This is a genomic window from Bacteroides caecimuris, assembly GCF_001688725.2.
Taxonomy (GTDB): domain Bacteria; phylum Bacteroidota; class Bacteroidia; order Bacteroidales; family Bacteroidaceae; genus Bacteroides; species Bacteroides caecimuris.
In genome coordinates this window covers 2,148,829-2,172,781 of sequence record NZ_CP015401.2, presented here as the reverse complement: position 1 = coordinate 2,172,781, position 23,953 = coordinate 2,148,829, and the positions used below count along the sequence as shown (strand labels likewise).

Annotated in this window: 23 protein-coding genes and 1 pseudogene; 19 read left to right on the top strand and 5 right to left on the bottom strand. The window is 37.2% G+C overall.

Translation table 11 applies throughout. From position 1 onward, the window contains the following. Positions 1 to 26: 26 nt before the first annotated feature. From pyrI to A4V03_RS09345, 5 genes are all read right to left on the bottom strand, one after another. On the bottom strand, positions 27 to 488 hold the full coding sequence (gene pyrI, locus A4V03_RS09365; protein WP_009039537.1) for an aspartate carbamoyltransferase regulatory subunit: 462 nt from the start codon (positions 486 to 488) through the stop codon (positions 27 to 29). After that, entirely contained in the window at positions 485 to 1,426 is a 942-nt protein-coding gene (gene pyrB / locus A4V03_RS09360; RefSeq protein WP_065538685.1) for an aspartate carbamoyltransferase, read from the bottom strand. Before pyrB ends, pyrI begins: the two co-directional genes overlap by 4 nt. 125 nt (positions 1,427 to 1,551) lie before the next feature. Further along, positions 1,552 to 2,331 (bottom strand): DUF4373 domain-containing protein, encoded by a 780-nt coding sequence (locus A4V03_RS09355; RefSeq protein ID WP_065538684.1) that lies wholly within the window; start codon positions 2,329 to 2,331, stop codon positions 1,552 to 1,554. Between the two features lie 24 nt (positions 2,332 to 2,355). Further along, positions 2,356 to 2,700 carry an SH3 beta-barrel fold-containing protein gene (locus tag A4V03_RS09350; RefSeq protein WP_065538683.1) on the bottom strand — a complete coding sequence of 115 codons (345 nt, stop codon included), beginning with the start codon at positions 2,698 to 2,700 and terminating at the stop codon, positions 2,356 to 2,358. Between the two features lie 231 nt (positions 2,701 to 2,931). Next, entirely contained in the window at positions 2,932 to 3,342 is a 411-nt protein-coding gene (locus A4V03_RS09345; protein ID WP_065538682.1) for a DUF4119 family protein, read from the bottom strand. 131 nt (positions 3,343 to 3,473) lie between these two features. Between A4V03_RS09345 and A4V03_RS09340 the strand changes: the two genes are divergently transcribed. From A4V03_RS09340 to tnpB, 19 genes and pseudogenes are all read left to right on the top strand, one after another. Further along, complete coding sequence (locus tag A4V03_RS09340; protein WP_065540358.1) at positions 3,474 to 4,445, top strand: tyrosine-type DNA invertase cluster 3b; 972 nt, start codon at positions 3,474 to 3,476, stop codon at positions 4,443 to 4,445. A gap of 335 nt (positions 4,446 to 4,780) precedes the next feature. Then, on the top strand, positions 4,781 to 5,377 hold the full coding sequence (locus A4V03_RS09330) for a UpxY family transcription antiterminator (RefSeq protein WP_065538681.1): 597 nt from the start codon (positions 4,781 to 4,783) through the stop codon (positions 5,375 to 5,377). Beyond that, the gene (locus tag A4V03_RS09325; RefSeq protein WP_065538680.1) at positions 5,355 to 7,769 is read left to right on the top strand and encodes an SLBB domain-containing protein; all 2,415 of its coding nucleotides are present in this window, start codon (positions 5,355 to 5,357) and stop codon (positions 7,767 to 7,769) included. Before A4V03_RS09330 ends, A4V03_RS09325 begins: the two co-directional genes overlap by 23 nt. A gap of 30 nt (positions 7,770 to 7,799) precedes the next feature. Continuing rightward, positions 7,800 to 8,930 (top strand): Wzz/FepE/Etk N-terminal domain-containing protein, encoded by a 1,131-nt coding sequence (locus A4V03_RS09320; protein WP_065538679.1) that lies wholly within the window; start codon positions 7,800 to 7,802, stop codon positions 8,928 to 8,930. Positions 8,931 to 8,948: 18 nt separating this feature from the next. Beyond that, positions 8,949 to 10,361, top strand: coding sequence for an undecaprenyl-phosphate glucose phosphotransferase (locus A4V03_RS09315; protein WP_065538678.1), 1,413 nt, complete (start codon positions 8,949 to 8,951; stop codon positions 10,359 to 10,361). A gap of 162 nt (positions 10,362 to 10,523) precedes the next feature. Continuing rightward, positions 10,524 to 12,056: a lipopolysaccharide biosynthesis protein gene (locus A4V03_RS09310; protein WP_065538677.1), complete on the top strand. Its 1,533-nt coding sequence runs from the start codon at positions 10,524 to 10,526 to the stop codon at positions 12,054 to 12,056. Between the two features lie 111 nt (positions 12,057 to 12,167). Then, positions 12,168 to 13,394 (top strand): glycosyltransferase, encoded by a 1,227-nt coding sequence (locus A4V03_RS09305; protein WP_065538676.1) that lies wholly within the window; start codon positions 12,168 to 12,170, stop codon positions 13,392 to 13,394. Between the two features lie 152 nt (positions 13,395 to 13,546). Then, positions 13,547 to 14,715 (top strand): annotated as a pseudogene (locus A4V03_RS09300) (IS4 family transposase). Positions 14,716 to 14,849: 134 nt separating this feature from the next. Then, positions 14,850 to 15,029, top strand: a complete 180-nt coding sequence (locus A4V03_RS09295) for a hypothetical protein (protein ID WP_065538675.1) — start codon at positions 14,850 to 14,852, stop codon at positions 15,027 to 15,029. After that, on the top strand, positions 15,026 to 15,862 hold the full coding sequence (locus A4V03_RS21650; protein WP_065538674.1) for an acyltransferase family protein: 837 nt from the start codon (positions 15,026 to 15,028) through the stop codon (positions 15,860 to 15,862). Before A4V03_RS09295 ends, A4V03_RS21650 begins: the two co-directional genes overlap by 4 nt. Before the next feature lie 111 nt (positions 15,863 to 15,973). Continuing rightward, positions 15,974 to 17,266: a hypothetical protein gene (locus tag A4V03_RS09285; RefSeq protein WP_141243588.1), complete on the top strand. Its 1,293-nt coding sequence runs from the start codon at positions 15,974 to 15,976 to the stop codon at positions 17,264 to 17,266. Then, on the top strand, positions 17,259 to 18,443 hold the full coding sequence (locus A4V03_RS09280; RefSeq protein WP_065538672.1) for a glycosyltransferase family protein: 1,185 nt from the start codon (positions 17,259 to 17,261) through the stop codon (positions 18,441 to 18,443). The genes A4V03_RS09285 and A4V03_RS09280 overlap by 8 nt, the downstream gene beginning before the upstream one ends. Positions 18,444 to 18,471: 28 nt before the next feature. Beyond that, positions 18,472 to 19,221: a glycosyltransferase family 2 protein gene (locus A4V03_RS09275; protein ID WP_065538671.1), complete on the top strand. Its 750-nt coding sequence runs from the start codon at positions 18,472 to 18,474 to the stop codon at positions 19,219 to 19,221. After that, positions 19,218 to 19,940, top strand: a complete 723-nt coding sequence (locus A4V03_RS09270) for an IspD/TarI family cytidylyltransferase (RefSeq protein WP_065538670.1) — start codon at positions 19,218 to 19,220, stop codon at positions 19,938 to 19,940. The genes A4V03_RS09275 and A4V03_RS09270 overlap by 4 nt, the downstream gene beginning before the upstream one ends. Continuing rightward, positions 19,940 to 20,998, top strand: a complete 1,059-nt coding sequence (locus A4V03_RS09265; protein WP_065538669.1) for an NAD-dependent epimerase/dehydratase family protein — start codon at positions 19,940 to 19,942, stop codon at positions 20,996 to 20,998. Before A4V03_RS09270 ends, A4V03_RS09265 begins: the two co-directional genes overlap by 1 nt. Beyond that, on the top strand, positions 20,995 to 21,831 hold the full coding sequence (locus tag A4V03_RS09260; RefSeq protein WP_065538668.1) for a LicD family protein: 837 nt from the start codon (positions 20,995 to 20,997) through the stop codon (positions 21,829 to 21,831). The genes A4V03_RS09265 and A4V03_RS09260 overlap by 4 nt, the downstream gene beginning before the upstream one ends. A 325-nt stretch (positions 21,832 to 22,156) precedes the next feature. Next, a complete protein-coding gene (locus A4V03_RS09255) occupies positions 22,157 to 23,026 on the top strand; it encodes a glycosyltransferase (RefSeq protein WP_065538667.1) in 870 nt (289 codons plus the stop codon). Between the two features lie 202 nt (positions 23,027 to 23,228). Next, complete coding sequence (locus A4V03_RS09250; RefSeq protein WP_065538471.1) at positions 23,229 to 23,597, top strand: hypothetical protein; 369 nt, start codon at positions 23,229 to 23,231, stop codon at positions 23,595 to 23,597. A gap of 1 nt (position 23,598) precedes the next feature. After that, complete coding sequence (tnpB, locus tag A4V03_RS09245; RefSeq protein ID WP_065538472.1) at positions 23,599 to 23,946, top strand: IS66 family insertion sequence element accessory protein TnpB; 348 nt, start codon at positions 23,599 to 23,601, stop codon at positions 23,944 to 23,946. Positions 23,947 to 23,953 lie beyond the last annotated feature (7 nt).

Genomic DNA, 23,953 nt, shown 5'->3' with positions numbered 1-23,953 from the left:
TGTAATCTGTGGTGAGCTGTAGTTAGTTAGAGGATTGTTATCTCTTCACGTCTCTGTTCTTTTTCGCAATAATGGCATTTCACGATGCAATTATCCTTATCTATCACATGAAAGATGGTGCTCATCGGTTCATTATTGGTAATACATTTCGGATTGGCACATTTCACGATGCCACGAAGTTCATCCGGCATTTTTACCTCTTTCTTTTCCACTACCTCGTAATCGCGGATAATATTCAGTTTGACGTGCGGTGCCACTACTGAAATGCGATTAATCTCTTCGTCGCAGAAAAATTTATCTGCAATTTTGATAATTCCTTTTTTACCCAGCTTCTTGCTGTCGAGGTTGAATCCGATCGTGATATTGCTTGTCATTTGTTCCACACCGAGCAGTTGCACCACGGTGAAGAGCTTTTCAGATGGGATATGGTCAATCACTGTTCCGTTTTTCAGGGCAGCTACTTGCAATGCTTGTTTATTTTCGCTCATAATAAAATATCGTTTTTAACGTCCTCTAATGTGATACCTAATACATCGCAAAGGATTGCTTCGCGGGCATACAGACCGTTTTGTGCCTGTTGGAAATAATATGCTTTCGGGTTGTCATCCACATCGTAAGCAATTTCGTTGACACGGGGGAGCGGGTGCAGGATACGCAGGTTCGGACGTGTGTGTTCCAACATTTTGTTACGGAGAATATATACATTCTTCACCCGTTCATATTCCATCAGGTCGGTGAAACGTTCGCGTTGTACACGGGTCATATACAGAATATCGGCGTCGGCGATAATCTCTTCGGAAAAGTCTGTATGTTCAACGTATTTTATTTGGTGCGTTTTGCAGTAAAGTTTGTATTCTTCCGGCATTTTCAACTCTTCGGGAGCGATAAAATGGAAAGTCGGATTAAAGTGTCGCATCGCCATCAACAAAGAATGTACGGTGCGACCGTATTTCAAGTCACCCACCAGGAAAATATTCAGATTTTCCAACGTTCCTTGCGTCTTGTAGATAGAGTAAAGATCGAGCATCGTCTGCGACGGGTGCTGGTTAGCTCCGTCACCAGCATTGACAATGGGCACCGGGGCTACTTCGCTGGCATATCGTGCAGCTCCTTCGAGATAGTGTCGCATGACGATAATATCTGCGTAGTTACTCACCATCATGATCGTGTCTTTAAGTGTTTCCCCTTTGGAAGAGCTGGTGGCCTTGGGGTCAGAGAATCCGATTACTCGTGCACCGAGACGGTTGGCAGCTGTTTCAAAACTCAAGCGGGTACGGGTGGAAGGTTCGAAGAACAGGGTTGCTACTACCTTTCCTTGTAATAACCGGCGATTGGGGTTCATTTCAAACTGCTTCGCCATTTCGAGCATGTAGAGGATTTTTTCTTTAGAATGTTCGGCAATGGTTACTAAACTTCTGTTTTCCATTTTGTTATCTTTTATGTGGATAGAACTTGTTTTACCGGAGCGTAAAGGTACGAAGAATTTGTGAAAAGCACAGATTTTTCGTACCTTTTTAAGCAAAATTTGAATAGGCTTTTATTTACGCCGGTTTATTTCTGTTTGCCGGTCAACGCTGCAATGAGATATTTTCCCGGTGCTCCGATTTTGCTCCACGTCGTGTTGGAGAGCAGTTTCCACACCAAGGTACCTTTTCTGCCATAGTCCGACAGCCGGAGAATCGCCTGTTTCTCTTTCGAGTCAGTCACTTTATGGCGTTCCAGACTTTCTATCAGTCCGTCCATGTTGTGAGTGGCCTGATTGTAGGCATACTGCGGAATTTCAAACAAAGCATCGCTTATTTCTTCCTCTTCAGAATTTAGTTTGGTTTCCTTTAGTTTAGTTTGTCGGGAAATGTCTGCATTTTCTGAACTCACATCCTCTTGAGTGGGAAAAATGTTGGCGTTTTCTTTGTTTGATTCTCCTTTTTGCGTTCCTTTTTTCTGTTTGGTCTCTAATAAATAAGGTAATTGAGAGAAATCTATTTTTCTTCGTATCGTAGCTTCGAACCACACCTTTTGGATTTGTTGCGAAGTGAGTATGCCGTATTTCTCATAAAATTCCTTATGGAAGAATCCTTTTTCCAATAGCAGGTCAATAATCTTTTCCATCATGCCCTCTTTGATTTCGGTGTCCACTTTACGGATAAAAATCAGACATTGTTCTTTTCCCCATGAGATGTAATATCCTTCTTTATAGATTTTGCACAGTAATCGCATGACGATATACGAGGCTATCACTCCATATTTGGCCTCTAATAATTCCATAACTTCTTCGTCAAAAAAGTTTGCCGGTGTCGGGAAGTAGGGTATTCCTTTATTAATCATATTCATTTTTCAGTATTTTTTTATTTTCAATTATACGATAGCTTTCCATTCCATCAGGTTTCCGATCATGAATCTTCTCCATCCTTTATGTTCCTCACTCCAATAGATGACAGACTCTTGCTTTACTGTAATTTTGAATTCTTTATGAAAGAATTTTTCGTATCCTACCAGTGTCCCTTTCTCTAAGCAGAATGTTCCATCTTGCTTGTAGAAAGCGATGATAACATTTCCGTACAGCATGTGCTCTATTAGCTTGATGCATTCTTGTACGATTCTATCTGCGCATTTTTCTGAAATGCTTTTTTCAGCGGCAATACGTTTTTTCCACACTAATTTGCAAATTGCCAACTTGCTTTTCTCCATTTTTTTTCTCATGTTCTTTTTTTTGTTTAAATTTTAAATGATTTGGATAATTATAAGTCATAAAATTCTCGTTGAAGATAGTGACGGCATTATAATGAAATAGCGTCACTCTTTTTCTATTATAGTGACGCTATTTCATTATAATGCCGTCACTCTTTTTCCGAGAAAATCATCCTGTTTCTAGTCGACTGAAAACGGTGTCAAAAATAGGTCTTACATTTCACCTATACAATTAATGTTTTATCAGTACCTGCTTTTGAATTTTTCAGCCTTTTTTCTTTTCTCCATTATTTCTTCTTCACACTGTTTTTCTACAGTTTTTTTCAAGGCTGCCAGTTCTGTGTGTATACTACTGAATTCCATTAGTTTATATCCTCCACGCTTACGGATGTACAATATTTCTTGCCGGTGGATGAATAGAGCTAAAGAGATCAATTTTCTGGGCTTTTGACAAAAGAAAAAACCATAAAAAAAGAGCTTCAGAAACATCGTGAGATAAAGTATCGTGTCTCCGCTGATTCCATTTCTTCTTTCCATTTCTTCTTCGCTGATGATTTCCTCCTTGTGCTGTATTCTGGAGCCTCTTTTTCTTGTTTGAGTGTTTCTTTTTACTTTGTTGTTTTTACTCTCTTTTTCAGCTTTTTTTCTTTTCATGATTAATTAATTCTAGCTGTTATTAAAAATTGTTAATTAAAAGATACGTGTTCGGCAAGTGGCATTAAAGGTGCAAAAAGATTTGTTTTTTTTGCCGCTTGCCAAATAGTATATATATAAAATAACCAGTGATGCAAATAATGAATAAAAATGGATTTAGCCGATGTGGCGAGAACTACATCAATCGTTTACGTAAGGAGGGTCGTTATTCTACGGCGCATGTTTACAAAAATGCCATCTTTTCTTTCAGCAAATTTTGCGGCACGTCTAATGTGTCGTTCAGGCAGATCACCCGCGAGCGTTTACGACGTTACGGTCAGTATCTTTACGGTTGTGGTTTGAAGCCTAATACGATTTCTACGTATATGCGTATGCTTCGCAGCATTTACAATCAGGGTGTGGAAGCGGGCAGTGCTCCTTATGTTCCCCGATTGTTTCATGATGTGTATACGGGAGTCGATGTCTGTCAGAAGAAAGCGTTGTCCGTTTCAGAGTTGTATAAACTTCTGTATGAAGATCCCCAATCGGAACGTTTACGTCGTACGCAGGCCATTGCCGCCTTAATGTTTCAGTTTTGCGGGATGTCGTTTGCAGATTTAGCTCATTTGGAGAAATCGGCACTCGATCAGAATGTGTTGCGATACAATCGTATCAAAACCAAAACCCCGATGAGTGTGGAAGTGCTGAATACTGCAAAGGAAATAATTAATCAGCTTCGTAGCAAGGAAACTTCTCATCCTGACTGTCCGGATTATCTGTTCGATATTCTTCGTGGGGATAAACAGCGGCGAGACGAAAGGGCGTATCGTGAATATCAGTCCGCTCTCCGTCGATTTAATAATTCTCTGAAGGACTTGGCAAGAGCATTACATTTGCAATCTCCCGTCACTTCCTATACGCTGCGCCATTCTTGGGCAACGACTGCGAAGTATCGGGGAGTATCCATTGAAATGATTAGTGAATCATTGGGTCACAAATCAATAAAAACTACCCAAATCTACTTGAAAGGTTTCGGGCTTAAAGAACGTACAGAAGTAAATAAAGGGAATTTATCTTACGTAAGAAACTGTTGTGCAGGCAGCGTAAAAACTGTAAAATGCTAATAATCAGAATTAAAATGTGTGTGTTACTTCTTAGGTAACGGAACTTAAATTTGACGCAAAGATAGACAAAAACACAAATAGAAAGCAAATATTCCTCCACTTTTTTTCGTTTTATCTGAAACATAGAGCAAAAAACTATCCGAACATGAAATAAACTCATTTCCATGCTCTATACTTTTTATTGCCTGATCTCTAGATTTCCCCTATTGAGTATTAGGCCTTTCCATATTCTACGCCTTTGTCATGTGCGTGATTTCTATTCTCATCATAGTATACGTTTTGTGTATGTATTATCCGTTACCTAAGAAGTAACGGAATCACATGGGGTAAAAAATATGATTTTAAATAAATCAAAATCCGTAAATGCCGGGCCTATAAGTGGGACAGGGGAAGGCGTAGCACACTCAAAACGCTGGTATGTGGCACTCGTTCGTATGCATCACGAGAAGAAGGTTGCCGAGCGTTTGTCTAAGATGGGAATTGATTCTTTTGTTCCCGTCCAGCAGCAGATCCATCAATGGAGCGACCGTCGGAAGGTGGTTGACACCGTCTTGCTTCCCATGATGGTTTTTGTCCATGTCACTCCCAAGGAGCGTATGGAAGTCCTTAGCTTCTCCACTGTCAGCCGTTATATGGTGATGCGTGGTGAAAGCTCTCCTGCCGTTATTCCTGACGAGCAGATGGCCCGTTTCCGTTTCATGCTCGATTATTCCGAAGAAGCAGTCTGTATGAATGACACTCCATTGGCGCGTGGCGAGAAAGTCCGTGTGATCAAAGGCCCTTTGAGCGGTCTTGTCGGCGAACTCGTGACCGTCGGGGGGAAGAGTAAGATTGCCGTTCGTTTAAATATGCTTGGCTGTGCTTGTGTAGATATGCCAATCGGTTATGTAGAACCCATAAAGATTAGTAATGACGACACAAAAAAACTTTAACGTATTTTTATTTATTCTGCTGTTGGGAGTTTTCTCTCCTTTGATGGCTCAAACCATGAGCGACTCCCAGGTATTGGAGTATGTCAAAGAGGGGATCAAGCAGGGAAAAGAACAAAAGCAACTCGCCTCCGAACTGGCACGCAAAGGCGTGACCAAGGAACAGGCCATGCGTGTGAAGCAGCTCTATGAGCAACAGAACAATGTCAATGCCTCCAACGCTGCCGGTACGGATGTCAATGAATCACGCCTTCGTGAAGAGATGGACGAGAACACTTCCGATATACTGGAAGACCGTCCTGGTACTGAAGACCTTGCCCGTAGCAACCAGGTTTTCGGACGCAACATCTTCAATACCCGTAACCTGACTTTTGAACCCAGTGTCAACATCGCCACCCCTTTAAATTACCGCCTGGGTCCGGGTGATGAAGTGATCATCGACATCTGGGGAGCGAGCCAGAACACGATCCGCCAACAGATCTCCCCTGACGGTACGATCAACATCCAGAAAATCGGTCCCGTTAATCTGAACGGTATGACTATTGCTGAAGCCAATGACTATCTCAAGCGAACATTAAACAAGATATATAATGGTCTTGATAATACGGACGACCCCACTTCCGACATCCGTCTGACTTTGGGCGGCATCCGTACTATCCAGATCAATGTGATGGGTGAAGTGGTCCAGCCTGGCACTTACTCCCTTTCTTCCTTCTCTACTGTCTTCCATGCGCTTTACCGTGCGGGAGGTGTGAGTGAGATAGGCAGTCTCCGCAATGTCCAATTGGTACGTAACGGCAAAAACATCGCCACGATCGACGTCTACCAGTTCATCATGAAAGGCAACATCCAGGATGACATCCGCCTTCAGGAAGGCGATGTGGTGATTGTTCCCGCCTATGAGGTCCTGGTCAAGATCGACGGGAAAGTGAAACGCCCGATGCGTTTCGAGATGAAGAAGGACGAGAACCTGTCCACCCTTATCGGTTACGCCGGTGGCTTTGACGCCGACGCCTACACCCGTTCTTTGCGCGTGGTACGCCAAAACGGGCAGGAGTATGAAGTGAACACGGTCAAGGACCTTGACTATAGTGTCTATAAAATGCGGAATGGTGATGTCGTGACCGCCGAGGCCATCCTCAACCGCTTCACCAATAAGCTTGAAATCCGTGGTGCCGTTTACCGTCCCGGCATCTACCAGCTCAACGGCAGACTGAATACGGTCCGCGAACTGGTGAATGAAGCCCAAGGCTTGACGGGTGATGCTTTCCTGAACCGTGCCGTCCTTTATCGCCAGCGTGAGGACCTCACTACTGAAGTTGTCCCTGTTGACATTAAAGCCATCATGGATGGCACTTCCCAAAACATTATCCTGACGAAAAACGACATTCTTTATATTCCGAGCATCCATGATCTGGAAGACAGGGGGGATGTTGTCATCCATGGCGAAGTGGCAAAACCTGCTTCCTATCCGTACGCTGACAACATGACGCTTGAAGACCTGATCATTCAGGCGGGAGGGCTGCGTGAAGCCGCTTCTGTAGTCCGTGTGGATGTCTCTCGCAGAATCAGGAATCCCCATAGTACAGCGGATAACGATACTATCGGCCGGACGTACACATTCTCCCTGAAAGAAGGCTTTGTCGTCGATGGTACACCGGGTTTTGTGCTTCAACCGTACGATGAGGTTTATGTTCGCCGCAGCCCGGGCTATCAGGCCCAACAGAATGTAGCCGTTGAAGGTGAAATCCTGTTCGAAGGCTCCTACGCCATGACCAGCCGTACGGAACGTCTTTCCGATTTGATCCGTAAAGCCGGCGGTTCCACCAAAAACGCTTACCTGCGCGGTGCCAAGTTGACGCGTGTCGCCACTGAGGGTGAGAAGAAACGTATGGAAGATGTGCTCCGCTTGATGAGCCGTCAGTTGGGTGAGGCTATGATGGATTCTTTGGATATTCATGTGGAAAACCATTTTACGGTGGGTATTGACTTGGAGAAAGCTTTGGCTAATCCGGGTAGCACGGCTGATATTGTCTTGCGTGAGGGTGATGTTGTTTTTATTCCCAAAAGTACCAATACGGTTAAGATCAATGGTGCTGTGATGGTTCCTAACACAGTTTCTTATATATCTGGTAAGCATATTGATTATTATTTGAATCAGGCTGGTGGTTATGCTGACAATGCAAAGAAGAGCAAGAAGTTCATCGTTTACATGAATGGTCAGGTGACTAAGGTCAAGGGTAGCGGTAAGAAACAAATCGAGCCCGGTTGTGAGATTATCGTTCCCAGCAGATCGAAGAAGCGTACTAATATGGGTGAAATCCTGGGATACGCCACTTCTTTCAGCTCTTTGGGTATGATGATTGCCTCTCTTGCCAATTTAATCAAGAAATAACGAATACTTTATAATACCTTTATTTATTTTATGTCTACTTTGATGGAACAAGCATCTGAAAAGGAAATAAAGCAGCAACAGGATATTCATACGGATGAGGAACTTGAAATCGATTTGATGGATCTTCTTCGTAAGGTAATAGGTATTCGTAAGAAGATCTATAAGGCAGCCGGTATCGGACTAATTATAGGTGTTATTGTTGCGATAAGTATCCCTAAGCAGTATACGGTTGAAGTTACCCTTTCTCCGGAAATGGGTAACAACAAAGGTGGTGGTTTATCCGGTTTAGCCGCATCGTTTTTAGGCAGTGGAGTTTCTATGGGAGATGGGACCGATGCCTTGAATGCTTCCTTATCTGCTGATATTGTCTCTTCCACTCCTTTTCTACTGGAACTTTCTGCAATGGATATACCGGTAACAAAGAATGAAGTCATGACACTGAATACTTATTTAGATGAAGAATCCTCTCCCTGGTGGAGTTATGTAATCGGGCTTCCAGGCATGGTAATTGGTGGAGTAAAGTCCTTGTTTACTGAGGAAGATGAAATTACATTTGATAAAACAAGTCAGGGTATAATTGAGCTTTCAAAGAAGGAAACGGAAAAAATTGAAACTCTAAAGGAAAAGATCACTGCTTCTGTGGATAAGAAAACCTCAATGACTTCCGTTACTGCAACTTTTCAGGATTCTAAAGTTGCTGCAGTCGTAGCTGATTCTGTGGTAAAAAAGTTGCAGGAATATATCATAGACTATCGTACCTCCAAATTTAAAGAGGATTGTCTCTATTTGGAGAAATTATTTAAAGAACGTCAACAAGAATATTATGCCGCTCAAAAGAAGTACGCCGACTATATGGACTCTCATGACAATATCATTTTGCAGAGTGTTCGTACCGAACAGGAACGTTTGCAGAATGATATGAGTCTTGCTTACCAGGTATACAGCCAGGTTGCCAGCCAGCTTCAGGTTGCCAGGGCTAAGGTTCAGGAAGAGAAGCCTGTGTTTGCTGTCGTAGAGCCTGCTGTGGTCCCCTTGGAACCTTCGGGAACCAGTCGTAAGGTATATGTCTTAGCTTTTATTTTCCTATCAGTTTGTATTGTTATCTCTTGGAATTTATTCGGCAAAGATTTTCTGAATAAGTTCAAAGAAGCATGTGCCTAAAATCAATATTTATATGATATGGTATCAACCACTAGCCAAATCAATAAATTCATAGAATTTATTGCAGTTTTAGGAGATCTGATCATCCTGAACCTGGTTTTATTCTTGCTCCTTTTCTTTTGGGAAGAAGCCTTTGTTTCTTTGCCTTTTTCCTGCCGGGTTTCCTGGATGGTGACTTCGTTGACCCTCTGTTATCTTGCCTGTTCCGGCTCCCGCGGGAAGGTCTGGGACAGTCGTGGGATTCGTCCCGACCAACTAGTGTTGCGTGTGTTGAAGAATATAATAGCGTTTTTCATCTTTTGGGCATGTATCATGACCTTCAGTGGAATCTCTATCTATTCTCCGTTCTTCTTTGTCGCTTATTTTGCCTTCCTCTTTGTCATTTTAAGCATTTACCGCATTATCATCCGTGAATTTATGATAGCTTATTGTGTTAAGGGCAAGCACCGTCGTTATGCCGTCTTTATAGGAGGTGGCAATAACATGCAGGTATTGTATGAAGAGATGGAGAATTCCCTGGCATCCTCGTTGTATGAGGTTGTAGGTTATTTTGACATCAACCCGAATGAGGAGCTTTCCTCGCAATGTTCCTATCTGGGTAATCCCGACGGATTTTCAGACTTTATGTCTGCACATCCGGGAATCAAGCATGTTTTTTGCTCCCTGTCGATGGAGGAGGGGCGTTATAATTTCTCTATCATGAATTATTGTGAGAACCACTTGCTTTATTTTCATGGTGTTCCCAATGTCTGCAAAGGTTTTCCCCATCGTATCTGGCACAGTATGGTTGGCAATATGCCTATATTGAATCTGCGTTATGAGCCTTTGAGTAAGATGGAGAACCGTATCTTGAAACGTCTGTTCGATATTGTTTTCTCCGGTCTTTTTCTGGTAACAGTTTTTCCTTTTGTTTATCTCATCGTTGGAAGTATCATCAAGTTGACTTCTCCCGGTCCTGTATTCTTTAAGCAGATGCGTACCGGTTTGAACGGTGTGGATTTTGTGTGTTACAAATTCCGCTCGATGAGAGTGAACGATGAAGCCGACAGCAAACAGGCTACGGCTGATGATCCCCGTAAAACAAAATTTGGAAACTTCCTTCGTCGTTCTAATATTGACGAACTTCCCCAGTTTATCAATGTCTTTAAGGGCGATATGTCAATAGTTGGTCCCCGTCCTCATATGTTGGCTCATACGGAGACTTATGCCCGTTTGATTGATAAGTATATGGTGCGGCATTTTATAAAACCCGGGGTCACAGGTTGGGCTCAAACGCATGGTTTCCGTGGTGAAACAAAGGAACTTTCCCAGATGGAGGAACGTGTGAAGGCTGATATTTGGTATATGGAGCATTGGACAATGCTGCTTGATATATATATCATTTATAAGACGGTGGTGAATGTGATTGTAGGGGAGAAGAATGCGTATTAGCATGGAATTAATTTGGGAATGAGTGAATTTTATGTAAGTAGTCAAAAATGGTTATTGACTTAAAGTTCTATCTTCACCACGAACAAATTTCTATAATTATGTATAGCAGTGAAGATCTTGAAAGATATTACTTTCAGTACCAGTATATATAACCTTTTTATAATGAAACAAATAACATCTGATACCAATAAACGTCTTACGAAAAATACTATTTTTCTATATGTGAGAATGTTTCTTGTAATGGGGGTGGCTTTATATACGAGCCGAATAGTTCTTGATTCATTGGGGGAGATGGATTTTGGCATTTATAATATTGTAGGAGGAGTTATAGGGATGTTTGGATTTCTAAATTCTTCTATGACTGCAAGTACACAAAGATTTCTTATTTTTGAATTAGGTAGGAATAATCAAAAGGGGGTGAAAAGAATCTTTTCATTGAGCCTTCAAACTCATGCCATAATTTCGTTGATATTGGTTCTTATTGCAGAAACAATAGGTCTATGGTTTTTATATAATAAACTCATTATTCCACAAGATAGATTTGAAGCTACTTTATGGGTTTATCACTGTGCGGTAGTGTCAACTGTAATATTGATAATGAGTGTGCCTTATAATGCTTTGATTGTTGCACATGAAAAGATGTCAGCATTTGCATATATATCTATATTGGAAGTATTGTTAAAATTGGGTGTTGTTTTCTTTTTGTACCATTGGGAAGGCGATAAATTAGTTATATATGCTATTTTATTATTGATAGTTCAAGGGGTTGTTAGATTGATTTATGGTATTTATTGCAGACGGAATTTCAAAGCCTATAAATATTCTTTTGTAAAAGATGGTCAAGGGATGAAAGAATTATTTTTTTTTGCAGGTTGGAATCTTATGGGCAATTTTGCAGGTATTTCCTTTGTTCAAGGGACTAATATTATTCTCAATGTTTTTTTGGGTCCATTAATTAATGCAGCTAGGGGAATTTCTTTACAAGTGACAAATGCGCTAAATCAATTTTCTATTAATCTACAAATGGCATTGAATCCACAAATAACTAAAAGTTATGCTGCTAATAATTTGGATTATATGAGAAAATTAATCTGTGTTAGTTCTAAGTACACTGGCTATTTGCTTTTTATAGTATGTTTCCCTGTATGCCTAGAAATAGATTATATTTTAAAATTATGGCTTGGAGATAATATTCCTGAATATACTTCTTCGTTTATTATATTGTCTGTTATTGCAACTGGGATAGATTCTATTTCAAATTCTGTAATGGTTGCAGCTAATGCGACTGGAAGGATAAAGAAATATCAAATGATTACTTCTTCGTGTTTATTGTCTATGTTACCTTTAGGATATTTGGTGTTATTTTGTGGTGGTTCTCCTATATCTGTAATGGTCCTATCTATAATTGTTGCATTTATTACAATGATAGTCCGTGTAATATTAGTTAACTCAATGATTGGTTTAAGTGTTTTTGAGTATTTAAAGGAGAGCGTATTAAAATTAATGTTGGTAGCATCAGTAGCAATTATTATACCTTCTTATTGTAGATATTGTTTGAATCAAACGTTTTATTCTTTTGTTTTAGTTGTGATTTTGAGTTTATGTTCTTCTGTTTTTTTTATATATGTATTAGGATTAAATCATTTAGAACGAAATATGATAAAAAAATATATAGAGAATTTTCAAAAGAAATAGTGATAAATATAATATAAATACATATAGATTTTATATACTCAAAATTCGATTTTGTAAAATCGGCAAGAAATGATCTTTTAATGATATTGATGAAATTAAAATAATATTTGGATGATGAAGATAGTACATATACAGGCGTCAATGCCACCTTCTGGAAATGCAGCGTATCGACTTAGTACAATCATGCGAAATTATGGATTGGATTCTTATGTTTTAAATTTGATGCCATCTTTTAAAAAGGATAATGCTTATGTAAATGTAGCTAAGCGAGGAAGAATATTTGGAAAAATTGTAGATTATGGAGTTAAAAAGATAAAGACTTTCCGTATAAGAAAAAATGTTTATTTTTATACACCTTTGCCTGCTATAGGACGAGATCTTGTTTCAATGTCCTTGATAAAGGAAGCGGATGTTATATATGTTCATTGGGTTTCAGGTTTGTTGTCTATTAATAATATAGAAAATTTAGCAAAGACGGGTAAACCTATATTCTTTTTTATGCATGATATGTGGACTTTTACTGGAGGATGCCATCATAGTATGGAGTGCGAAGGGTATCATTTGTCATGTGAAAATTGTAATATGTTCGAATGGCATTCTTTTTTTCCTTGCGCACATTTAAAATCTAAAGAAAGATTGTTTTCAAAATATTCAAATCTTAATTTCATATCTCCAAGTCGATGGATGGCAAGTTGTGCTAAAAAATCATTTGCGTTAAGAAATAAAATAGTATATACAATTCCTAATGTGATAGATGAAACAATATTTAAACCTATTGATAAGAAAGTCGTTCGTCAGATTTTGAATTTGCCACAAGATAGAATAATTATCACTTTTGGTTGTGTTGCGGGGCAAGATAATCCTTATAAAGGTTGGAAATATCTTGAGGAAGCAATAAATAGAATAGATTTAGATAATATTCTGATAGTAGTATATGGAAGTGGTTATAATCAAGAAACGGTTGACAATACAAAATATCCCATTCGTTTTTTAGGTAGAGTATATGATGATACTATGTTGTCTCTTATATGTAATGCAAGTGACCTTTTTGTTACACCATCTTTATGTGAGAATTTCTCCCTTGTTATATTAGAAAATATCTTGTGTGGAACTCCAGTTGTTGGTTTTGATACAACAGGCATACCGGAGCTAGTAAAAACAGGTCAAACAGGATATCTGGCAAAATTTAAAGATTCTGATGATTTAGCGAAAGGCATTAGAAGTATACTAAATAAAGAAATTACTTTTGATATGGGGCAATATAGAAGTTCTTATTCATCAAGAAATATTATAGAAAGCCATATAAAACTGATTAATCAATATCTAAAAATTGAATAAAGATATGTTGGATGATTTGATATATTCAATCATTACTGTCCACTAAAAATCGAAAATAGTTCTTTGAAATAATTGAATTACAGTTTGTTACAAGAGATTTTCTTGCGCAACGATTTGAAATCATAACTTTGCAGCCTTAACTTAGGCTGTATATGAATAAAGACAAATACGTTTTCGCCCAAATGGTTGAGTTTTTAGACAACTACAAGTTTCTCCGTATCGTAAAGAAGTATGATGGCAACAAGTATGTTAAGCATTTTACTTGCTGGAATCAACTTCTTACTTTGATGTTCGGACAATTGTGCAACCGCGAAAGTCTTCGTGATCTGATTGTTGCGCTGAATGCACATCAAGAGAAATGCTACCATCTTGGGGTTGGGAAACATGTCACTCGGAGTAACTTTGCAAAAGCAAATGAGAACCGGGACTACCGTATTTTTGAGGACTTCGCATTCTATATGATAAGCGAGGCCAGAAAGAAAAGAGTAAATGACATATTCAAACTAAACGGAAATGTATATGCCTTCGATTCTACCACGATTGACTTGTGTCTGAAGCTGTTTCCTTGGGCTAACTTTCGTACACATAAGGGAGGTATAAAAATCCACACGTTGTATGACGTAGAGACTCAAGTGCCTGCCTTTGTCCATATAACCGAAGCAAAGATAAACGATGTCAAGGCAATGGATGTAATACCTTATGAGTCTGGCTCTTTCTATGTTTTCGACCGTGCATATAACGATTATCATCGTCTCTATAAGATACATATGATGGATTCGTTCTTTGTTGTACGGGCTAAAACAAATATTAAGGCGAAAGTACTCAAATGGAAACGACGTCTGCCTAAGTATTGTCCGACTGTGAGATTGAACTTACCGGTTTCTATACCCAAAAATCATATCCTGAAACGATTCGCTTAGTGAGGTTTTGGGATGAAGAAGACGAACGGGAGTTCATTTATCTGACAAATGCAAAACATATTCCAGCCTTACAGGTTGCGGAACTTTACAAGAATCGTTGGCAAGTAGAACTGTTCTTTAAATGGCTCAAGCAACACCTTAAAATAAAGAAATTTTGGGGTACTTCCGAGAACGCTGTAAAGATACAAGTCTACTCAGCAATCATTGCCTACTGTCTTGTGGCTATCATGCAACATGATATGAAACTGGATAGATCGACATACGAGGTTCTACAAATTCTTGGCATTTCTCTTACGGACAAGACTCCATTAAAGGATCTCTTCAGCAAAACTAAATTCAATGATGTCAAAGAACAAAGCGGTCTTGATGGACCAAATTTATTTAGTAATTATAATTTTTAACTCGTCCTCTAATTTTTAGTGGACACTAGTGATATTCAATATATGCTGAACGACTCCCAATTTATGGTGGGCAGAGGAAATGATTCACGTGCGCTATTTTATTGTTGTTATTTATATGTTCTTTAATAGAATATATGGGCTATATTAAAATCTTAATGAGTAGGGAAGTTAATTTATCAATTCAAGGTTTGAAAGGTGTGGCAGCATTAGTCGTTTTTTTCTCACATTCTTTATGGATGTATGATTTAAACTTGGTTGCTATGCTTTCTTCTACACCTTGGCATATTTTTTGGGATGGGCAAGGGCTGTTATGATATTTTTTGCTATCAGTGGATTCTTTTATGCTCATAATGAATTGTTTTCATTTAACAATTATATTAGGGGCTTGGTAAAGAAAGTAAAACGTATCTATCCGGCTTATATTGTTACTATGATATTGGCTTTTGTGATGTGTAATTTGTCTTTAGATTATATTCGGATAAATTTTACAGAATGGAGCAATAGCTTTTGGCAAAGTCGTGTTCCATTGTTTGAATTGATAAAACAATTATTTATTTTGATACCTTCTGATACCAAATTACTAAATCCTCCTGTATGGTATATGGTAGTTGAAGTGCGCATGTTTATTTTAATGCCTTTAATAGTCTATTTCGCTAATAGGTTTTCATATAAGTGGAAGCTTTTAGTTTATATTGCATTCTTAACTCTTGGTTTATTTGTATATAGATTTCTATTTTGCTTTATTATAGGTCTTCTAATGCATTTGTTTATAGATAATTCGGTGAAATTTCGTAATTGGTTATCTCATAGTAGAATAAATTCTCTGTTTTTATTGTTGACTTCAATTATAATGCTTGATGTTAGGAATATATTCTTGGGGGATGATTCTACATTATTGCTGTTTATACAATCAATAGCCGCTGCTATGATTGTTGCCGTTGTTTATTTAAATAGGTTCAAATGTTTATCATTTAAACCTATAGTTTATATGGGTAATATCTCTTATGAATTTTATCTAATTCATTTTGTTGTATTGCTTTCTTTTAAAACATTGGAAACTTTCTTTGTTCTATATATAATATTGTCATTGCTTGTGAGTATAATGTTAGCAATAATTATCAATAAGTTAGTTAATGATTTGTGGTGAATATGTGAGGCAAACACTTAAATAAGAATTCAAATTTAAATCTGTTATATTGTGTTATTGCAAGGGTACATATAAAATAGTGTGAATTTAGAAAAATCTTAAATGTTTTAGATGAAAGGATTAATGTTATCGCCCAAAATTTTGCACACACTAAGTTTTCTTCTGATTCTTATGGCTATTTGTCATGCGAATGTATGTATGGAAGAAGATATGTATTTTGGTAATTGGTTAATGTTCTCTGTTCAGATTGCGGTGATAACCATAATTTATATGTATAGGAATGTGTTATGTCCAAAATACTTAACAGAGGATTATAAATATGTGAATCTTTATTTAAGATGGACTTACATATTATCTGTCATAGGATTTGTTGTTGCAGATAATTACATTGAATATCGTCAGTTATTTGTGGGGATTGTTTCTTTATTGGTTCCTGTATTGTGTTGGTTGTTTTGTAGACCTACTATTTCTTTGAACTTATTGTCTACATGGTATAAATATGCTTGGCTTCCATTCTTGTTTTTATTTTATTTTAAATTAGGCTTTACTCAATTCTATATGCAGCCTATATTGGTTCTTGTTTGTCTTTTCCCTTTATTCCCCAAGAAAACAGCTATGATGATTTTGTTGTTGGGAGTCCTCTTGGCAACAAAAGATATAGAAGAAGAAAGGGCACCATTCATAAAAGCAACTGTAGCTATATTAACAGGAATTGCAATATATATTCGTAATGTGTTGCCGACCAAAATAATTAGAATTGGACGGGTATTCTGTTTTTTTTGTAGTGTAATAGTCTTTGTTTTTGTATTTGGTGATGCTTATGATGTATTTGCAGGAAAGGCGGATGTTGAAGAAGTAGTGCATAGTAACAAAGAACGTGATGTGGTGGAGAAAGATACACGAAGTTTGTTGTATATTGATGTGGTAACTTCTGCTATTGATAATGAGTATTTAATTTGGGGACGTACTCCTGCTAGAGGATTTGATATCACCTATAGCGGTGTTTTGTTTTGGTTTGATAAAACAATATCTTATAACAAAAATGAACGTCACAAGAATGAAATGGTTTTGTCTAATATATTGACTTGGGAGGGATTGGTTGGTCTTCTTTTGTTTTCATTAATATATATGCGTGGTAGTTATCTTGCAGTTTATAGATCAAATAATAAAATCATACCCATATTAGGGTGTTTTATCGCTTGGAGATGGTCATGGGGCTGGGTCGAGGATGTGAATAATTTTCTTATAACAGATGTGGATCTATGGGCTTTAATTGCTATCTGTTATTCTTCCTATTTTAGGCGTATGAGCGATGGAGAATTCATTGTTTGGGCTAATGGCTTATTATCTAAAAAACACAGACAACTTTTTCAACGATTAAAAATAGAAGAAAGAAATGATTAGAACTATATTAACTATATTAAAGGATAGGTATCCTGGGCGTGCTCAAAGGTTAGGACGCTTTTTTCGTGCTAAAGAATTGACCAATATTAACTTGAATTTATGTGATAAACAACAGCAGAGAGTCTTGATATGCTATACTAATATGCTTGATATAAATTATGGAAATCCGTGTCATGCTAATATTTTGCATGCAACGCAAATGATTCATTATTTTATTAAAAGAGGGTATTGTGTTGATTTTTGTCATTATGCAGATAGAGCGGCTTTTAAATTTCTAGGACACCATAAGTATGATGTAATAATAGGTCAAGGTTATTCATATAAAGAATTCTGTGCAAAATTGAATATACCGATTAGAATAAATTTTGTAACAGAGAATCATCCTTTAGTTGTGGAAACAAAATACAAAGAAAGGCTGGACTATTTTAGAGAGCGTCATCCTAAAATAAAAACAAATGCTGATATAAAAAGAAATGGGGTTATAGATGTAGAACAATTTATGATTTCTACTCATGGTATTCTTATGAATTCAGATTTTAATGCGTTGAATTTTAAAGAGTTTAATAGATTGAGACAAATAAATTCTAATGCTATTTATAATGAGGACTGGAAATTTCCTGATGTAGATATCGCAGAAGCAATTTCTGGGAACAGAGGAAATATATTATGGTTTGGTTCCGGTGGATTTATTCATAAAGGTTTAGACATCGTAATAGATGCCATAAAGGAGCTGCCTGATATATCATTGAATTGTTATGGCATACGAAAAGAAGAGTATTCATTATTTGATAAGTTGAAAGGGAAAAATATTTTCAATAGAGGTCGTATAAATGTGATGTCGGAGACCTTTAATAGAGAGATTGTGCTTAAACATAATTTTATAGTGTTTCCTTCTTGCTCAGAAGGAATGAGTACGGCGGTAGCTACTTGTATGGCATATGGCATTATACCAATTATAACAAAAGAATGTGGTTTTGCGTCTGCTAGTTGTATGATTATATTAGATGACTTTCATATTACTTGTGTCAAAGACGCAATACAAAAGACATTATTAATGTCCAATGATGAAATATTGAAAATGCGTCAAGATTGTTTCAAATATGCAAGAGAACAATTCTCTTTAATGAAATTTGATGAGTCATTTAGAATAATAATGGATGAAATTCTTGGGATATAACTTTTAAAAATTTGTATAAGTGTTGTCTATGAAATTTGATGTTTCTATAATTATTGCAACTTATAATTCTGAGAGAACTATAAAAAGAGCACTTGAAAGTGTCATGAATCAAACTTATCAAAACTGGGAGTGTTTGGTTATTGATGGAAATTCAAAAGATAAAACGATAGAAATTGTAAATAATTTCGTGAAACTTGATTCTCGTTTTCGTTATATATCAGAATCTGATAATGGTATATATGATGCATTTAACAAAGGGTGGCAAAAGGCAAAAGGCAAGTGGATTTATTATCTTGGCAGTGATGATTGGTTGGAGGAAGATGGTTTGCGCCTGCTTATGAAAGAAGAAGATGCGAATACTGTGATCTTAAGTGGTGATACTAATTTGATACGTTTAGATGGTAGTATTAGATGTTTAAAATCTGGCCTTCCAAATTTGGGTTGTCATCAAGGCATGGTAATGCTGAGGGATGTAATAGAGCAAATGGAAGGTTTTGATGAACAATATCATATAATAGCAGATTATGATCTAATTGTTAGAATTATAAATGCAGGTTATAAGATGAAATTAGTACATGTCGTTGTAGCTAATTTTGTAATAGGTGGGACTTCTCAAGCTTTGAAAAATGTACCTGTTTATTTTAAGGAAAGATATGAAATTAATAAAAAGTTTTTAATGCTTAAGAATCCACTTCTTTCAACTATAAATACTGTTCTGAAGAAATCAATATCTGTCATTGTTAGGAGATTTTTTTATTATATAAAACAAATAATATGAATGTTGCAATAATTATTGCGGGAGGTTCAGGTCATCGAATGGGTCAGGACATTCCTAAACAGTTTATCAATGTGTATGATAAACCTGTCCTCATATATACATTGGAAGGATTTCAGCGACATCCTCAAATAGATGTTATTGAGGTGGTATGCATTGACGGTTGGCATGATGTTCTTTGGGCTTATGCTCATCAGTTTAATATCACTAAACTTAAATGGGTGATAAGTGGAGGGAATACTGGTCAGGAGAGCATAAGAAATGGTGTATTCAATCTTGAAGGTAAAGCAGGTGCTGATGATATAGTTGTGATCCATGATGGTATTCGACCATTAGTGGACGAAACGGTTCTTACGGATGTGATCATGAAGGCTCAAAAGTATGGAAATGCAGTGACTTCATTGCCTTATAATGAACAAATTTTTGTAGTGGATCCTGACGACAAGAATACAACCAAACAATATATTCCACGTGAAAGTCTAAGAAGAGTTTCCACTCCACAAGCTTATCAGTTTGAAAAATTGGATTGGGCATATCATGAGGCATTTGAAAGAGAGATAGGTATTTATGGTTCTTCCTATACTAATACGATGATGGTAGAATTGGGGGAAACTCTTCATTTTGCAGCTGGTTCAGATAAAAATATCAAATTGACAACGAAGGATGATTTGGAAATGTTTAAAGGATATTTGAAAAAGGAAAAAGATAATTGGCTGAAATAATGAAACTGATAGAAAATGCATTGTATCAAGAGGATATAATGAATGTTGTTGCTCAACCTGTTCCTTGGAATAAGTTACAAGATAAGACTTTGTTGATTTCTGGGGCTACCGGACTTGTTGGTAGCTTTTTGATAGATGTTGTCATGTATTTGAACAAGGAACGGAAATTGAATTGTAAGATTTATGCTCTTGGAAGAAATGAGGATAAGGCTAAATTAAAATTCGGTTATTGTTATGAATCTTCCTTATTTCAGTTTATACCATACGATATTAATCTACCTTTTGTGAGAAATGATATAGGTGATGTGGACTATGTTCTTCATTTGGCAAGTAATACGCATCCGATAGCTTATGCTACAGATCCGATAGGCACTATAACCACTAATATTATTGGAACTCAGAATATGTTGGAGTTTGCTTGTGCTCATCATGCAGTACGTTGTGCTTTTGTTTCTTCAAATGAAATTTATGGTGAGAATAGGGGAGATGTTGAAACATTTGAAGAAAAATATTGTGGATATATTGATTGTAATACAATGAGGGCAGGTTATCCTGAAAGCAAAAGGTGTGGTGAAGCTTTATGTCAGGCTTATATCAAACAGCGAGGATTGGATATAGTGATTCCGCGTTTAACCCGTTCCTATGGTCCGACAATGTTGATGAATGATACTAAGGCTATATCTCAATTTATTTGTAAAGCTATTGTGGGGGAGGATATTGTGCTTAAGAGTAAAGGAACTCAGTATTATTCTTATACTTATATGGCAGATGCCGTATGTGGATTGTTTTATATTTTATTGGTAGGAGAAAAAGGAGAGGCATATAATGTCGCTGACAAATTCTCAGATGTTATGTTAAAGGATCTGGCTAAGATTATTGCAGATATTGTGGGAAAAAATGTTGTATTTGATATTCCTGATGCGGTGGAGTGCGCAGGCTACAGTAAAGCGACGAAGGCAAGGCTTGATAGTGTAAAACTTCAAAAATTAGGCTGGAGAGCTATGTATGATATTCAATCAGGAATACAAAGGACAATTAAAATATTGAGTAAATTATGATGGATAAGTATGAACATCTAAATGAAATTCAACGGGTTGGTCTGAATATTTTGAAAGAGATTCTTGTTATTTGTAAACGTCATAATTTGACGTATTATGTATATGGGGGAACTCTATTAGGGGCTGTACGCCATCAAGGTTTTATTCCGTGGGATGATGATGTGGATATTGCAATGTCTCGTAAAGATTTCGAGAGATTGAAGCTGTATCAGAATGAATTTCCACAATATATGTTTTTAGATACCATTCAACAGAAAGGGCATCAATGGACTGCTGCTCATGTTGTGGATACAAGGTATAAACTTGAGGTCGGAAAAGGCCTGAAAAGAGCAGAAATGCCTGTTTGGGTAGATATTCTCATTATTGACGGTGTGCCTAATCCTGGAACTTTTAAATATAAGATGTTTAGTGTGGCATATCTGACTGCTAGGTTATTTTATAAATTTTCTAATTTTAGTAATGAGGTTGATTTGGAGAAGGAACGTTCTAATATAGAGTCATTCTTCATTTCTTTTGCTAAAATTACTCGGATTGAAAAAGTAATAAGTCAGCATTGGGCAGGATGTTTTATAGACTGGGTATCTCGCAGATATGATTTGGATAAATGTGAATATGGTGCGACTTTGGGAGGACCACAGAAAATGGGTGAGACGCAGCCTAAGTATTGGTTTGGTAAAGGGAGAGAACTTCCTTTCGAGGATATTATGGTAAATGGTATGACTGAAACGGAAAGCTTCCTTATTAAATTTTATGGACCCAATTATATGACTCCTCCACCACTTGATAAAAGGAACCAGCATAATGCAAAATTGATTGAGAAGAGTTCTATTTAGATTAAGAATAAATATTTAAATTAAGATTCAGAGATTGATATCTTAGCCTATGAACTAAAACATTTAAAGATGTTACGATATGGATCTTTGTATGTTTTGTTTGATGACTCCAGTGTTGGATACTCCTATAGCTTTTTAAGGCATAGATAAGAAATTTGAAAAGTTTATGTTAGAAGCAGAAGTGCCTGAAAATTATATATGCAGTATAAATAGTCTAAATATTAGCTTGGATGACAGGAGACGATTTAAGGAGTCTTTTTTAGAAAATTATAAATGAGTATTCAATTGTAAATTTTGTCACAGAAAAAATATAGTATTTGATAGTATGATAACAGTTTCTATCGTCACTTACAAGACGAATCTAGAAGAACTGTCCAGATGCTTGCAATCATTAACCTCTTCTCTTATTTCACAAATTTATGTTATTGACAATTCTCATCAACAGTATATTGCAGACTTTTGCCAGCAATATGCCAATGTGGAATATATAGGCAGTGATAATGTGGGATATGGAGCTGGTCATAACCAAGCATTGAGACAAGTTCTTGATTCAGACAAAAAATACCATTTGGTGCTTAATTCGGATGTGTATTTTGAACCTTCAGTTTTAGAGAAAATATGTAGATATATGGATGAAAATTCTGATGTAGGACAATTGATACCTAATACAATTTATCCTAATGGGGATTTACAATATGTGTGTCGCTTGTTGCCTACTCCTGTTAATTTAATATTCAGACGATTCATGCCTAAAATGATAGCTAAAGTTTTTGATCATCGTTTTTTGTTGAAAGATTATGACCGTGGTAAGGCAATGGATATACCTTTTTTATTGGGTAGTTTTATGTTTTTCCGTATAGATTGTTTTCATAAGGTTGGTTTGTTTGATGAAAACATTTTTATGTATATGGAGGATATTGATATAACTCGCCGTATTCATAAGTATTATAAAACATTGTTTTGGCCTTATGTTACCATAGTGCACGCTCATAAGGCTGAATCTTATAAGAATAAAAAGATGCTGAGAACTCATATTAAAAGTGCCGTTAAATATTTTAATAAGTGGGGATGGCTGTTTGATAAGGAACGTACAAGGTGGAACGCTCAGGTGATGTCCGCAATCGAAAGAGAACTGGAACTATCATCAGTCAAAAATAAGAATATGATCATCAGTCAAAAAATGGCTATTGATTGAAAGTTCTATCTTCACCGCGAACAAATTTTTGAGATTAGAAGCCGGTATTACACAGAAGCTCTTAACTATCTGAATCGATTCTGGAAAGAGATCTTTGCTTACTTAGATGATGGGGAAACTTCCGTAACCATTCTATTTTCCGCCTTGACACGCATCGCAACCCAGCATATCTTTGCGCCATAACCAATTACTAACAAAGATTATGGCAAAAGAAAAAGTAAACTACCAGGAGGTGTACGACCTCTATCAGCTGTGCTGCGAAACCAAAGACCTTCGCGAGTTCTGTGCGGATTATGGAGTGAATTACGACAAGTTCATGAACTGGCAGCGCCACCAGCTATGGAGTGAGAAGTTAGGCAAGACAGTCCAGGTTGATCAACCCAAGGTTGCCAAAGTCCAGATAACCGGCAATCCCTGCAACAGTCCAACCGTGAAAATGGAAGTGAGACAGCCCGAAGGTGAAGCTCCGATAAGATGGGTAAAATTACAATTGGCATCAGGCGCAACGCTGTTTCTGAAAAACACCACTGTTCTTGATTTGAGTTTGTTGCTTAATAAAATGATAGGATGATATGCTTGGACTGAGTACTAACCTGAACTATTATCTGTTCAACGGTAATGTGGATTTGCGGAAAGGTATTTTCCGATTATGTGAGAGTATAAGGGAAGAGATGTCACTTGACCCGAGCGATGCCTCCAACGTCTATATGTTCATGTCCAGGAACCGTAAGGTTGTGAAGATACTTCATTATGAACGCGGTTTTTATGTGCTTTACGAGAAACGTCCTGTTATGGGGAAATTCAAGAAACCTGTATTTGATGAAGTTTCCAGGTGCTACCGGATCCAGTGGTCTGATATGGCATACCTGACGGAAAGCATCGTAGTCGACAGGATGTATGTAAGCCCTAAAGATGAATAACAAGGTA

What these genes read in the sequence shown, in the direction of transcription:
- pyrI (WP_009039537.1), bottom strand. Translation starts at nt 488, where the DNA reads ATGAGCGAAAATAAACAAGCATTGCAAGTAGCTGCCCTGAAAAACGGA.
- pyrB (WP_065538685.1), bottom strand. Translation starts at nt 1,426, where the DNA reads ATGGAAAACAGAAGTTTAGTAACCATTGCCGAACATTCTAAAGAAAAA.
- A4V03_RS09355 (WP_065538684.1), bottom strand. Translation starts at nt 2,331, where the DNA reads ATGAATATGATTAATAAAGGAATACCCTACTTCCCGACACCGGCAAAC.
- A4V03_RS09350 (WP_065538683.1), bottom strand. Translation starts at nt 2,700, where the DNA reads ATGAGAAAAAAAATGGAGAAAAGCAAGTTGGCAATTTGCAAATTAGTG.
- A4V03_RS09345 (WP_065538682.1), bottom strand. Translation starts at nt 3,342, where the DNA reads ATGAAAAGAAAAAAAGCTGAAAAAGAGAGTAAAAACAACAAAGTAAAA.
- A4V03_RS09340 (WP_065540358.1), top strand. Translation starts at nt 3,474, where the DNA reads ATGCAAATAATGAATAAAAATGGATTTAGCCGATGTGGCGAGAACTAC.
- A4V03_RS09330 (WP_065538681.1), top strand. Translation starts at nt 4,781, where the DNA reads ATGATTTTAAATAAATCAAAATCCGTAAATGCCGGGCCTATAAGTGGG.
- A4V03_RS09325 (WP_065538680.1), top strand. Translation starts at nt 5,355, where the DNA reads ATGACGACACAAAAAAACTTTAACGTATTTTTATTTATTCTGCTGTTG.
- A4V03_RS09320 (WP_065538679.1), top strand. Translation starts at nt 7,800, where the DNA reads ATGTCTACTTTGATGGAACAAGCATCTGAAAAGGAAATAAAGCAGCAA.
- A4V03_RS09315 (WP_065538678.1), top strand. Translation starts at nt 8,949, where the DNA reads ATGGTATCAACCACTAGCCAAATCAATAAATTCATAGAATTTATTGCA.
- A4V03_RS09310 (WP_065538677.1), top strand. Translation starts at nt 10,524, where the DNA reads ATGAAACAAATAACATCTGATACCAATAAACGTCTTACGAAAAATACT.
- A4V03_RS09305 (WP_065538676.1), top strand. Translation starts at nt 12,168, where the DNA reads ATGATGAAGATAGTACATATACAGGCGTCAATGCCACCTTCTGGAAAT.
- A4V03_RS09295 (WP_065538675.1), top strand. Translation starts at nt 14,850, where the DNA reads ATGGGCTATATTAAAATCTTAATGAGTAGGGAAGTTAATTTATCAATT.
- A4V03_RS21650 (WP_065538674.1), top strand. Translation starts at nt 15,026, where the DNA reads ATGATATTTTTTGCTATCAGTGGATTCTTTTATGCTCATAATGAATTG.
- A4V03_RS09285 (WP_141243588.1), top strand. Translation starts at nt 15,974, where the DNA reads ATGAAAGGATTAATGTTATCGCCCAAAATTTTGCACACACTAAGTTTT.
- A4V03_RS09280 (WP_065538672.1), top strand. Translation starts at nt 17,259, where the DNA reads ATGATTAGAACTATATTAACTATATTAAAGGATAGGTATCCTGGGCGT.
- A4V03_RS09275 (WP_065538671.1), top strand. Translation starts at nt 18,472, where the DNA reads ATGAAATTTGATGTTTCTATAATTATTGCAACTTATAATTCTGAGAGA.
- A4V03_RS09270 (WP_065538670.1), top strand. Translation starts at nt 19,218, where the DNA reads ATGAATGTTGCAATAATTATTGCGGGAGGTTCAGGTCATCGAATGGGT.
- A4V03_RS09265 (WP_065538669.1), top strand. Translation starts at nt 19,940, where the DNA reads ATGAAACTGATAGAAAATGCATTGTATCAAGAGGATATAATGAATGTT.
- A4V03_RS09260 (WP_065538668.1), top strand. Translation starts at nt 20,995, where the DNA reads ATGATGGATAAGTATGAACATCTAAATGAAATTCAACGGGTTGGTCTG.
- A4V03_RS09255 (WP_065538667.1), top strand. Translation starts at nt 22,157, where the DNA reads ATGATAACAGTTTCTATCGTCACTTACAAGACGAATCTAGAAGAACTG.
- A4V03_RS09250 (WP_065538471.1), top strand. Translation starts at nt 23,229, where the DNA reads ATGGCAAAAGAAAAAGTAAACTACCAGGAGGTGTACGACCTCTATCAG.
- tnpB (WP_065538472.1), top strand. Translation starts at nt 23,599, where the DNA reads ATGCTTGGACTGAGTACTAACCTGAACTATTATCTGTTCAACGGTAAT.